Origin of the sequence: Sporosarcina sp. P7, assembly GCF_002743425.1 — a bacterium.
GTDB lineage: Bacteria > Bacillota > Bacilli > Bacillales_A > Planococcaceae > Sporosarcina.
Genome location: NZ_PDZF01000005.1, coordinates 130,092 through 143,297, shown reverse-complemented (window position 1 = coordinate 143,297; position 13,206 = coordinate 130,092). Strand labels below are relative to the sequence as shown.

Sequence of the window (13,206 nt, the reverse complement as noted above, 5' to 3'; positions counted from 1 at the left end):
ATTTCAGGTATACTAAGGAATAGACTACTTCGAGAGGTGGATAAATAAATGAGTAATCAGGTCATTGTCCTGTCTGAAAAAGAAATACCGAAAGTACTTCGCTTCTATGAAACAAATAAAGTTACCCGTAATGCACCAGGTGTCATTTTTGCAGCTAAGATTGCCGATACGTCCATTACTGCTTACCGGTCCGGAAAAGTGTTGTTTCAAGGTGCAGGTGCAGACAGAGAAGCTGCACGCTGGGGGACTGTAACGAAAGTGACACCATCTGGAGCAAAAGGAGATACATTACCTGCAAATTTTGCATCGCTATCCGTTCTCGGCTCAGATGAGACAGGTACAGGCGATTTCTTCGGTCCGGTTACTGTAGCTGCTTGTTTTGTTCGTAGTGACCAAATTGAATTGGTAAAAGAACTAGGCGTAAAAGATTCCAAACAACTTACAGATGCGTATATGCAACACATCGCGGAAGATTTGAAACGAGTTGTAACTTACTCCGTACTGACGCTCGATACTATCAAATATAATGAAATCCAAAGTAGAGGATGGTCGCAAGGTAAGATCAAAGCTATTCTTCATAACCAAGCACTTCAGCAAGTACTGGATCAGATGCATCCTGTTTTACCAGAACATATTCTTATTGATCAGTTCGCGGAACGACGTGTTTACTATAATTATTTAAAAGATGAATCTTCTATTATTCGAGACAAAGTATTTTTCTCGACAAAAGCTGAAAACCTCCACGTCTCAGTAGCTATTGCCTCTATACTGGCACGAGTCGCATTCCTTGAAGCAATGGATCAATTAAGTACAAAAGCTGGTGTCACATTACCTAAAGGGGCTGGACCCAAAGTTGATCAAATAGCTTGTCAAATCATCCGTAAAAAAGGAGAACCATTCCTACACAGCATCACGAAAGTACATTTCGCCAATACACAAAAGGCATTGAATCTCGCATATAAAAAATAATATGATTGCGGTTAAATAAAGTAGGCTACCTGTCAGAAAACTGATAGGTAGCCTGCTTATTTTTTATGATCGAAGTTGTGCGTTTGCTTGTACAGTTAACGCATCCAGTACTTTACTGTGCGCCTTAACGACGTCTTCATCCGTCAACGTACGTTCAGGATCGAAGTATGTCAGAGAGAACGCCACGGATTTTGTTCCTTCATCTACGTTCTTCCCTTCATATAAATCAAACAGCTGAACCTTCTTCAGTAATTTACCGCCTGCTTGCTGGATTATTTTCTCCAAGTTCGCTGCAGTTGTGTCTCGATCGACAACTAAGGCAATATCACGGGAGATGGAAGGATAGCGTGGAACAGCTTCATACAACAGCTCTTCTATTGCAGTTTGCATAATAGCCTGCAAGTTCATTTCCATGACATACGTTTCCTGCAAGTCACGTTGTTTTTGAACGGTTGGGTGTACTTGACCGATAATACCCACTGACTGATCGTCTAACCATACTGTCGCTGTACGACCTGGGTGCATTTGATCCACTGTCGCTTTTGTAAACTGCAGTCGTTCATGCAAACCTAACTGCTCAAACAATCCTTCTACAATTCCCTTCATAACGAAGAAGTCGACTTTCTTCGTTTCGCCTTGCCATGCATGGTGAACCCATTTGCCAGTCAAGGCTGCTGCAACATGTTCCACTTCTTTCGGTAAACCATCCTCTTCGATACCAAGAAAAACAGATCCTGTTTCGTAAAGTGCAATCGACTCATTTCGACGAGCTACGTTATATGTTGTTGCATCAAGAAGGTGCGGAATGATGCTTTGGCGAAGAATACTGCGCTCTTCACTCATCGGCATAAGCAATTTCGTCACAGGAGCGGTCTCCAACGCGAAAGCTTGCGCATCTTTTGGTGAAGCCAATGAATACGTCAAAGCTTGCGATAGACCTGCCGCTTCAAGGTATCTGCGAACAATGCGACGCTTCGCCTGATACGGTGTCAATCCGCCTGGTGTACTTTCCACGATCGGTAATGTTTTCGGTATTTCATCATAACCATATAGGCGCGCGATTTCTTCAATCATATCTTCTTTGATTTTCAAATCTTGACGTCGTGTCGGAATATCCATCACGAGTTGGCCATTGATTAAGTCCGTCGGGATCTGCAAACGATCCATAATCGTTTTCATCTCATCCATAGCAATCTTCATACCTAGACGATTATTCACGTAGTCCGGCGAAAGAATGATTCTTTGGGGTGTTTTGTCGAGTTCGTCAAAGGTAACGGATCCTTCAAGAACTTCTCCACCTGCAAGTTCCGCCATCATTTGTGCCGCTCGTTCTGCTGCTTCTGCTACACGATTCGGGTCAACGCCTTTTTCAAAACGTGTGCTTGCATCACTGCGCAAGCCCACTTCTTTGGATGTTTGTCGAACAGAACTTGGTGCAAAATAAGCGGATTCGATAACGACCGTTGTGGTACCTTCGTGCACTTCTGAATTCGCACCGCCCATTACACCCGCAAGCGCGACCGGCTCTTTACCATTCGTTATTACTAGTTGCTGGTCATTCAATGTACGCTCCACTTGATCAAGCGTCACCATTTTTTCACCTTCACGAGCATGACGCACGACGATCTCTTTCGTTTCAAGACGGTCATAGTCAAATGCGTGTAGAGGCTGTCCGTATTCCATCAATACATAGTTCGTGATATCCACCACGTTATTATGCGGTCGAATACCCGCTGACATTAACGTGTTTTGCAACCACTGAGGTGATTCCGCAACTTTCACGTTCTTCACTACTTTTGCTACGTACATGGGATTGTCTTCAGTTGCTTCTACGGAAAGTTTCAAAACGCTTTGAGCTTTTTCTGCAGACGCTGAATAAGAAATTTCCGGCAGTTTAATATCTTTAGATAAAATCGCTCCTACTTCATACGCAACACCAAGCATACTCAATGCATCAGAACGGTTTGGCGTTAAATCAAATTCTAAAATACGATCGTACAAACCAAGATGCGTCAATGCGCTATCTCCAGCACGGACGTCATTCGGTAACACATAGATTCCTTCAGCATACGCTTTTGGAACTAATTTTCCTTCTATACCGAGTTCTTGCAGTGAACAAATCATACCGTTGGATTCTTCACCACGAAGTTTCGCTTTCTTGATTTTCATTCCGCCAGGCAAGATAGCCCCTGGACGTGCGACAATGACATGTTGCCCCTCTGCGATATTTGGAGCTCCACAAATAATTTGCGAAATTTCTCCACCTACATCGACTTGACATATATGTAATTTATCCGCTTCAGGATGTTTTACACAGTTATTCACGTATCCAATGACGATATTATCCATACCGAATGAACGATCTATGATGCCGTCTACTTCAATACCAGCACGAGTAATTTTTTCTGCCAGTTCTTCTACAGACAGTTCGTTCCAATCTACATAATTACTTAACCAATTTGTTGATACTAACATCAATATTCCTCCTTATGCCTCTGAACGGTGGAATTGTGAAATAAACCGAATGTCATTTGTATAGAAATGACGAATATCTTCCACTCCGTATTTTAACATCGCAATTCTTTCCGGGCCCATGCCGAATGCAAATCCTGTAACTTCTTCCGGGTTATAGCCGGCCATTTCTAAAACGTTTGGATGAACCATTCCCGCTCCTAAAATTTCGATCCAGCCTGTTTTCTTACAAACGTTACAGCCTGTTCCACCACACTTAAAACAAGAAATATCCATTTCAACTGAAGGCTCAGTGAATGGGAAGAAGCTTGGACGCAAACGAATTTCACGCTCAGCACCAAATAATTTCTTTGCCAATAAATCAAGCGTGCCTTTCAAGTCGCTCATGCGGATGTTTTCACCTACAACAAGTCCTTCAATCTGTGTGAATTGATGAGAATGCGTCGCATCATCTGAGTCTCGGCGGTATACTTTACCTGGACAAATGATTTTGATTGCGGCCCCATCTTTCGCTTCCATCGTACGAGCTTGAACAGGAGAAGTGTGTGTGCGCAATAAAATGTCCTCTGTAATATAGAAAGAATCTTGCATATCACGGGCTGGGTGACCTTTTGGCAAATTCAACGCTTCAAAGTTGTAATAATCTTTTTCCACTTCGGGACCTTCTGCGATTTCATAGCCCATACTAATGAAAAAGTCTTCAATTTCCTCTACTACACGTGTTAAAGGGTGATGATTACCTAGTTCTACTGGACGGCCTGGTAATGTGACATCAATTGATTCATTTTCCAATTGCTCCTGGATCGCTTGCTGTTCAAGGGTTTCTTTCCGTTCCTCAAGAATTTCTGTAACACTTTCACGAATTTCGTTGACGAGTGCACCCATCTTTGGGCGTTCTTCAGCAGGCAGTTTACCCATCCCTTTTAACAGGTCAGTAATCGGTCCTTTTTTACCTAGATACGCTACGCGCACATCGTTCAAATCTTTGACAGTATTGGATTCTTTGATTTTCAGTATTACTTGTTCTTTCAGTTCATGCAACTGTTCTTTCATGTGTACTTGCTCCTCTCTCTATTTCGGTAGTATTGTCTAGCCAAACTTCCGGAAAACAAAAAACTCGCCCCTATAAAAGGGACGAGGTCGATTTCGCGGTACCACCCTGATTAGTTTGCATCAAAAAACGATGCAAAATCACTTGAATTGGAATAACGGTCCTATGCCGGCACGCCTTTACATGTCTGGTCCAAGCGTGCAGCTCGCGGGGTGAACTTCAATGGAGCATCGTTTTTCACACTTTCAGTCAAGGTGTGAAATCCCTGATAACGCATCTACCCATTTACTTTTCCCGGTCATTGCTATTTTCTTTGATTCGACTTCTAGTATACCGTAAATCGATTACGCCTTCAATAGAGATGTCATGGCTGACGAAGCGTGTACAACAAGATACCTGTTGCAACTGCCACATTCAGTGATTCAGCTTGGCCGTATAACGGAATTTTCACTACATGATCGGCCTGAGATAGTAATTCGCTATCAACGCCACTTCCTTCATTTCCTACAAGTAGTGCAAATGAGGTGTGTGTTTGCAGTTCATCGAGGGAAACAGCTTGCTGCAAACCTGTACCGATAATCGGGACATGATGGCTTTTCAAACGATCGATCCAAACGGACAACTCTTCGCGTACTACTGGAATATGGAAATGAGAACCTTGCGCAGAACGAACCGTTTTCGGATTGAATGGATCTGCACATCCTTTACCTAAAATGACCGCATCCAAACCCGCCGCGTCTGCAGTACGAATCATTGTGCCGATATTTCCTGGATCTTGTACAGCATCAATTAACAACACCCGCTTCCACTGATGTTGATCTGTTTCTTCATATTGAGGCTGTCTACAATAGGCAAAAACACCTTGTGTCTGCTCTGTTTCGGAAATCTCCTTAGCAACTGCAGCTGTCAGTTCAATAATTGGCGCTGTCCAATGTGCCGGAATTTCAATATCCTCGCGTACAAGTAATTGAAGAACTACATCTGGCTGTTTAATGGCTTCTTCGACAAGATGGACACCTTCCACAAGGAACTCTTTCGTCTGATCTCGTTCCTTTCTAGTCGTAACCAGTTTCTTCCAATGTTTCACTAATGAGTTCTGAGTTGATTCAATTCGTTTATTCAAGAGGCTGAACATCCTTTTTTCTTTTTAGTGTATCAAACCAGCGTATATTTAGCGACTTTTGTGGAAAAGATGAGAATAAAGGAGGCTGAAGAATATGAATTTCCAAATACGCGATGCAATTTCAGCAAACATGACAAACAATAGCTCCACTGACGTACGAAGCGTGATCGACGATGCCATCCAACGAGGCGAAGAACATTTATTGCCGGGATTAGGTGTGTTTTTCGAGCAACTATGGAAACGTTCCGATGAAAAAGAAAAAACAGAAATCACCAATGAACTATCTCAAGCATTCGCCCAAGCACAATAAAAGACCAGTAAAGAAGAGATAAACCCTTCACATTGATTAAAGTGTGAAGGGTTTATCTTTTGAACTATATTTTTTATAGTCACACCTTTCAGAAAAATATGTTAGTGGACCGAAGTGTAAGGCGGCGACTCGGGGAGGATCAGCCCGACAGGTTAGACAACTAAAGGGAGCATGCGACCTAGTTGGCTAACCGCGGGCCCTCCCGAACGCGTCCGCCTGGAACGCAGGGAAACGGTGCACGCGCGTGTCTTTACTTCTTCGTATAGTGATCCTTCAACTGATCACGCAAAGCCGCCTTTAAAAACTTCCCAACAGACGTCTTAGGAATCTCCTTGACAAACAAAACCTCATCCGGAATCCACCAACTCGCAAACTGCCCCTTCAGCGAATCCTTCAACTCTTGCACTTTCGCGTCACTCTCCGCCACATTCTCATTCAACACTACACAAGCTAGCGGACGCTCCATCCACTTCTCATGCGGAACCGCAATCACTGCAGCCTCATACACATCATTATGTGACATCAATGCATTCTCCAAATCAACAGAAGAAATCCATTCTCCACCACTCTTGATCAGATCCTTCGTACGATCCGTCAACTTCAGATAGCCGTCCTCTGTCATCACCGCAATATCTCCCGTATACAGCCAACCATCTTTAAACGCTTCTTCGGTACGCTCATCTTTATAATATTCACTTGCAATCCATGGACCTCTGACGATCAACTCACCCATCGTCTGGCCGTCCCACGGTACTTCTCCGTCTTCATTGACTACACGAATATCCAGCCCCGGCATGACCAAGCCTTGCAAAGACCGAATATCAATTCTCTCATCTATTGTCAAATTATCCATAGAAGAAGTTAGCACAGATAAACTGACAAGCGGTGAGGTTTCCGTCATGCCATAGCCGATGACAAATGGTATTTTGTATTTTTCTTCAAATGTCTTAATTAAGCCTTTAGGAGACGCAGATCCGCCACACACAATGACACGTAACGATGAAATATTACGTGGTTTTTGCTCAAGCACTCTTAATACAGCTAGCCAAATCGTCGGAACACCGGCCGTAATGGTCACTTTTTCACTTTCAATCAAGTCGAGTAAGACTGTCGGATTAAATCCTGGCCCCGGTAAAACTTGGGTTGTCCCAAAGAAAACTGCGGCAAATGGCACTCCCCATGCATTAGCATGGAACATCGGCACAACAGACATTGCAATATCGCGTTCACACAGTGCCATAGAATCCGCCAGTCCGAGTGCGTAGCTATGCAACACCAATCCACGATGTGTATAAATAACTCCTTTCGGTTGCCCCGTAGTAGCAGATGTATAGCATAAGCCTGCTGGAGTATTCTCATCCAAATCTTCCGGGTATTCATATTCATCTGAGGCGTTTTCCACTAACGCTTCGTAAGAATGGACATTTTCTAACGTAGTCTCGGGAATATCTTTACTATCGCCCATGACTACAAAATGTTTTACCGTCTTCAGCATGGGTGCCATTTTTTCAAGATGAGGGAAAAATTCTTCATCCACTAGCAAAATTTCGTCTTCCGCGTGATTGATAATATACATAATATGCTCAGGCGATAGTCGTATATTAATCATATGCAAGATTGCACCCGTACAAGGCACTGCGAAATACGCTTCTAGATGACGGTGATGGTTCCAAGCGAACGTACCGACTTTTGTTCCATGCTCCATTCCTAACTGTGTCAGTGCATTTGACAGTTTACGTGTTCTCTTTGCCCATTCACGATACGTAAAACGCTGTATACTCTGTTCACCAGTTCGTGAAATAATCATTTTGTTTGGAAAAAAACGTTCTGCACGTGTGATAAATGTAGATAGAATCAATGGTGTTTGCATCATATTCATCCGCTCCTCTTTCGTCAGAAATCAAGTTATCGATCCGTTTAACACGATCCAAAGCATGTACTATCATTTCAATGAAATCGATGCGCAGATGGAATGATTCCTAGGATGTACTCTACGCGCAAACAACTAACTCTATGAATATTCACTACTGTTACTTTCTAAATATAGTATATACATTGACTGACTATTCTGTCTACACAAATCGGTAGAATGTAGTTTACACCAATTTTTGACGCGTCCAAAAGAATGCATCCACACCAAGAACGGTTAGTGCACCGAATACGATTGACCATATAGCAAGGCTAATTAGCAACCAACTAGCAGTCTTTGATTTGGAAGAGCCTAGAGCAAGTGCCAAGAACGCTGCCAAATGGGAGCCAATCAGAATTGGACCTAGCAATGCTAGACCTGGAACACCGTAGCGCTGCCAAATTTTCTCTGCACGAGCTGTACGCTTTGACGGAGGTTTTACATCGGTTTTCTTTTTGCTATCCCACCAGTTTTTTAATTTCTGAAAAACCAAAATTTCAAGCGTTATAGTTAAAGCATTCCCTGCAAAGCCAATCACAATAGCAGCCGGCAGAGACATACCACGTAAAATCCCCAAAGGAACCGCCACTAATACTTCAAACCCCGGAGTTGCACCCGCAAGAAATACAAGTAAATACGTAATCAACTAGTTTCCTCCCCCATTTCGATTCCATTCAGTATATCAAATGAAAGAGTGCAAAACATAAAAAAACTGCTTTCCGAATTCACAGGAAAGCAGTTGAATGATTTATTATAATAAAGATGCGAGGATCGCTTTTTGTGCATGCAGACGATTTCCTGCTTGCTGGAATACATACGAGTTAGAACCATCGATTACGGAAGTCGATACCTCTTCTTCACGGTGTGCTGGTAGACAATGCAAGAACACATAATCTTTTTTCGCATGACTGACCAATTGATCATTGATTTGGAAATCTTTGAAATCGACTAGACGCTTCGCCGCTTCTTCTTCCTGCCCCATACTTGTCCAAACATCCGTATAAATTGCATCTGCATCTGTGGAGGATTCAATCGGATCGTACGTCGACGTCACGCTTCCACCATTTGACTCAGCAATTTTCTTCGCTTTTTCAAGTAAACCTGAGTGGTATTCATAACCTTTAGGTGTCGCCACAGAAACATGCATACCCATATGCGCACCCGCAATCACTAATGAATGCGCCACATTGTTGCCGTCTCCAATATAGGAAAGTTTTAAGCCTTTCAAATCACCTTTTACTTCCTTGATAGTCAGTAAATCCGCCATTGCTTGGCACGGGTGAAATAGATCAGTTAAACCGTTAATGACGGGAACTGAAGTATGTTCTGCCAATTCCTCGACCATTTTATGAGATTTTGCACGAATCATCACACCATCTAAAAATTCGGATAATACTTTACCTGTATCTGAAACCGATTCTCCACGTCCAATCTGTAAATCTCGTGCATTCATGAATAGACCATGTCCACCCAATTGAATCATGCCTACTTCGAATGAAATACGTGTACGAGTAGAGTTCTTCTCAAAAATCATACCTAATGTTTTACCTGCTAAAATGTCCGGTGTTTTACCAGCCAATGTATCTTGCTTCATGTCATATGCCAGTTGTATGAGATACGCGATTTCCTCACTGGAATAATCGAGTAGTGTTAAAAAGTCGCGTCCTTTTAAGCTATCCTTATCTATGCTTGTTGTTGTTTGATTTGTTTTTACCATTTGTTGATCCCCTACCATCCATTTGAAGTATGTATAAACTAGTATACAATTGTATATTTATGAAGTCAAATGAATCTTTATAAATTTTCATAGTATTTCATTAAAAACAGCGATGCTTTTTGGGCACCGCTGTGTAAGTGTATAAATTATTCAAATGTGATGTTTTTCACTGTATTTGCATCAAGGCGTTTAACAATTTCAACTAACAGTTTAACTGTATTCTCAAAATCTTTACGGTGAAGCATGGCCGCATGACTATGGATGTAGCGAGTCGGAATGCATATAGCCAATGTAGGGATTCCTGTTCCGCTTAAGTGGATTGATCCGCCATCCGTTCCACCACCGGCCATTGTCGCAAATTGATACGGAATATTCAGCTCTTCTGCTGTATCGACCACGAAATTGCGTAATCCTCTATGGGATACCATCGAAGCGTCATACAACAAGATCTGCGGACCTTCACCCATTGTACCAACAGATTCTTTTGCTGTAATACCTGGTGTATCCCCAGCAATTCCTACGTCTACTGCGAAACCGATATCCGGTTGAATTTTATTCGTCGCTGTTTTGGCTCCACGCAAACCAACTTCTTCTTGAATAGCACCTACACTATACAAACGATTCGGGTGCTTTTCATCTTTTAGCTGCTTCATCACTTCAATAGCGATGGCGCAGCCAATACGATTATCCCATGCTTTTGCAAGTAAGTAATTTTCGTTTTTCATGACCGTGAATTCGAAGTACGGCACAATCATGTCGCCCGGAAGAACGCCCCATGATAGAACTTCTTCTTTTGACTCTGCGCCTACATCAATGAACATGTCCTTAATATCGACAGGTTTCTTACGAGCTTCGGGAGGCAAAATATGTGGCGGCTTTGAACCAATCACTCCTGTAATCGTCTCGCCAGAACGTGTAACGATGGAAACACGTTGTGCCAACATGACTTGTGACCACCATCCACCTACTGTCTGAAAGTAAATGAAGCCTTTGTCATCGATTCGCGTCAACATAAAGCCTACTTCATCCAAGTGTCCCGCAATCATAATTTTCGGTCCGTTTGCATCGCCTTCTTTGCTAGCGATCAGTGAACCTAGTCCGTCATGATCGATTTCATCTGCATAGGGTTTGATGTGTTTCGTCATGACGTCACGCGCTTCGCGCTCATTGCCAGGGATTCCTCGTGCATCCGTTAAATCTTTTAGCATCTCTAACGTTTCATCTAGTTTCATAAAACATTCTGCCTCCTCATTCTATATCCAAACGTAATGGCTCCGGTCTTACAACAGTTCTTTACGAATAGCTGCAGGTGATTTAGGTGATAACAATCCTGGTGCGATGTCATAGACTGTCTTCGCCCCAGTCTCGCCTTTTTGCTGCAATTTATAAGCTGCTCTCGCATATGCGACTAAGACACTTGACGTAAATTCGGGATTACTGTCTAGTTTGAGTGAAAACTCAATGACTTGATCCGTGTGTTTACCTGTATTGCCGCTTCGAATGACGAAACCACCATGCGGCATCTTTGCATGATCAATACGAAGTTCTTCTTCCGTAATAAAATGAACCATTGTATCGTAGTCTGCAAAGTAGTCAGGCATGGTGACAATCGTTTCACGAACTTGATCTTCACTTGCTCCTTCTTCAAGAACGACATAACATTCACGTGTATGTTTATCTTTAGTTGAAAGCTCAGGATGCTCACCGTTACGCACACGATTGATCGCATCCTCCGCGGGTAAAGTGTACTGAACGCCTGCTTTGACACCATCAACACGGCGCACTGCATCGGAGTGACCTTGGCTTAATCCTTTACCCCAGAATGTATAGGTTTCCCCTTCAGGCAAAATGGATTCTCCCATTAAGCGATTGATTGAAAATAAACCCGGGTCCCACCCAACAGAAATGATTGCTGTCGTCCCTGCTTCATTAGCTGCTTCATCAACAGCCGCGAAGTACTCGGGAATCTTTGCATGCGTGTCAAAGCTATCTACTGTTGTAAAGTGTTTCGCAAGTGCTGGCCCTTGTTCAGGCAAGTCATTTTTAGATCCACCGCATAAAATCAATACATCAATATCTTCTTTAAAAGATTCAATTTCATCCAGCTTATAGACCGCTACTTGCTCCGAGAGTAATTGTACGTCTTTCGGCTCTCTGCGTGTGAATACACCAACTAATGTCATATCTTTATTTTGACTAATGGCTGACTCTACTCCACGCCCCAAATTACCGTAACCAGCGATTCCTACTCGAATTTCTTTCGTCAAGATCATTCATCCCCTTTTTCTTTCTGTTTACGTTTCTCATTTTACCTTTAAGGGTGATAGATTGCGAATATTTATCTTTTGAGCAGTTCGGTTCAATTCGAAATGTTTCATGGTAAAATAGATAGTAGGTCAATTCTTTGTAAAGTGAGGATCTTTTATGCGTTTTTTTGTCTATCTAATTGTGTTCTTCTCGTTTTTTGATTTATTTTCACAGTTGCCGGTCATTAGTCCGTTTGCTACAGGTCTTGGCGTTTCCGCTTTCATCGTCGGATTATCTGTTGGTATTTACTCGTTTGCGAATGTTTTCGGTAATATCATTTCAGGTATTTTGACAGATCGCAGAGGACCATTTTATATTCTATTACTTGGTTTGTTCACGTCGGCTTTGTCGTTGTTCTCATATGGATTGATTTCTGGTTCTGTTTCACTAATTGGCATTCGATTTTTACACGGCTTGACGGAAGGCTTGATCATTCCTGCCGCCTTCACGTTTCTCGCTAATGGCTCCGAACGTTCCAAGCGTGGAAGAAATGCTGCAATATCGGGTGCATTTGTCGGGCTCGCGGCCATTTTCGGACCTGCATATAGTGGAATTGTTTCCGTTAAGACAAGCGTCGCGACCATTATGGCCATCAATGGCGCCTTTATGATTCTATTGACGATTGGCGCTATACTATTTTTACGTTCCTTTACATACGTAAGAAAAGTGAAGTCAGCGAAACAAAAAGCGGTAAAGCCGTTAGCTTTTTTCCGCCACCCTGGTATCGTCCGGGCATTCCTTGGCGCGTTCTTCTTAATGTTCTCACAAGGCGTATTGGCATTAGTGCTTCCACTAAAAGTAGAACACCTTCACTTTGATGCAAAAATGACCGGAATGCTGTTGAGTGTGTTCGGTCTAGTTGCTGTGTTGATTTTTGTTTTACCGATCAACCGTATTTTTGATATCGCCCGTCCGATGGTCACATTGGCAATCGGCTTGCTATTGATGAGTGGCAGTATGTTATTCTTATCGCAAGTTGACGAACTATCGTGGATGATGTTGGCAATGGTTGTCTATGGAACTGGGTTCGCATTCCTGTTTCCTTCTATCAACTCGTTGCTAATTGATTCCACAGAACCTGAAACAAGAGGGAAAGCGTACGGATTCTTCTACGCATTCTTCTCCTTTGGCGTTGTAGTGGGGTCTGGTACTATCGGTATATTAGATTTAGATTTCCATCATGCTTTTATGCTTGCAAGTGCAATTTTGCTTATCGCGGCCATTTTTACATTCATCGGTCTGCGAAAAGATATCCAACCTACAAACTAATATCGAATTCCCCAATAAATTATATGTAAAAGAGTATGTCCATCGAGGTCAAAAGACGTTAACGGACATACCTTTTTTG

At 42.6% G+C, this 13,206-nt stretch carries 11 protein-coding genes and 1 other annotated feature; of the genes, 3 read left to right on the top strand and 8 right to left on the bottom strand.

The window, feature by feature from the left end; translation table 11 throughout:
* The first annotated feature begins 48 nt into the window (after positions 1-48).
* On the top strand, positions 49-969 hold the full coding sequence (gene rnhC / locus CSV60_RS07115; protein WP_099629712.1) for a ribonuclease HIII: 921 nt from the start codon (positions 49-51) through the stop codon (positions 967-969).
* Between the two features lie 63 nt (positions 970-1,032).
* Here the strand turns inward: rnhC and pheT are convergent, their stop codons facing one another.
* From pheT to CSV60_RS07100, 3 genes are all read right to left on the bottom strand, one after another.
* Positions 1,033-3,444, bottom strand: coding sequence for a phenylalanine--tRNA ligase subunit beta (pheT, locus tag CSV60_RS07110; RefSeq protein WP_099636473.1), 2,412 nt, complete (start codon positions 3,442-3,444; stop codon positions 1,033-1,035).
* 12 nt (positions 3,445-3,456) lie between these two features.
* Complete coding sequence (gene pheS, locus CSV60_RS07105; RefSeq protein WP_099629710.1) at positions 3,457-4,494, bottom strand: phenylalanine--tRNA ligase subunit alpha; 1,038 nt, start codon at positions 4,492-4,494, stop codon at positions 3,457-3,459.
* Between the two features lie 74 nt (positions 4,495-4,568).
* Positions 4,569-4,803: a binding site (T-box leader), on the bottom strand.
* Positions 4,804-4,856: 53 nt separating this feature from the next.
* Complete coding sequence (locus CSV60_RS07100) at positions 4,857-5,627, bottom strand: TrmH family RNA methyltransferase (protein WP_099629709.1); 771 nt, start codon at positions 5,625-5,627, stop codon at positions 4,857-4,859.
* An 82-nt stretch (positions 5,628-5,709) separates the two neighbouring features.
* On the opposite strand from CSV60_RS07100, the gene sspI reads away from it, so the two are divergent.
* On the top strand, positions 5,710-5,925 hold the full coding sequence (gene sspI, locus CSV60_RS07095; RefSeq protein WP_099629708.1) for a small acid-soluble spore protein SspI: 216 nt from the start codon (positions 5,710-5,712) through the stop codon (positions 5,923-5,925).
* Positions 5,926-6,175: 250 nt separating this feature from the next.
* Here sspI and CSV60_RS07090 read toward each other — a convergent pair whose 3' ends face one another.
* The 5 genes from CSV60_RS07090 to CSV60_RS07070 all read right to left on the bottom strand — a co-directional run bounded on the left by CSV60_RS07090 (position 6,176) and on the right by CSV60_RS07070 (position 11,824).
* Positions 6,176-7,798, bottom strand: coding sequence for a long-chain fatty acid--CoA ligase (locus CSV60_RS07090; RefSeq protein WP_099636472.1), 1,623 nt, complete (start codon positions 7,796-7,798; stop codon positions 6,176-6,178).
* A gap of 223 nt (positions 7,799-8,021) precedes the next feature.
* Positions 8,022-8,480 (bottom strand): small multi-drug export protein, encoded by a 459-nt coding sequence (locus CSV60_RS07085; protein ID WP_099629706.1) that lies wholly within the window; start codon positions 8,478-8,480, stop codon positions 8,022-8,024.
* 105 nt (positions 8,481-8,585) lie between these two features.
* Positions 8,586-9,551, bottom strand: coding sequence for an ornithine carbamoyltransferase (gene argF / locus CSV60_RS07080; protein WP_233189561.1), 966 nt, complete (start codon positions 9,549-9,551; stop codon positions 8,586-8,588).
* A gap of 146 nt (positions 9,552-9,697) precedes the next feature.
* A complete protein-coding gene (locus CSV60_RS07075) occupies positions 9,698-10,783 on the bottom strand; it encodes a M42 family metallopeptidase (RefSeq protein WP_099629704.1) in 1,086 nt (361 codons plus the stop codon).
* A gap of 48 nt (positions 10,784-10,831) precedes the next feature.
* Positions 10,832-11,824 (bottom strand): diaminopimelate dehydrogenase, encoded by a 993-nt coding sequence (locus tag CSV60_RS07070; RefSeq protein ID WP_199173099.1) that lies wholly within the window; start codon positions 11,822-11,824, stop codon positions 10,832-10,834.
* 151 nt (positions 11,825-11,975) lie between these two features.
* On the opposite strand from CSV60_RS07070, the gene CSV60_RS07065 reads away from it, so the two are divergent.
* On the top strand, positions 11,976-13,127 hold the full coding sequence (locus tag CSV60_RS07065; RefSeq protein ID WP_099629702.1) for an MFS transporter: 1,152 nt from the start codon (positions 11,976-11,978) through the stop codon (positions 13,125-13,127).
* Positions 13,128-13,206 lie beyond the last annotated feature (79 nt).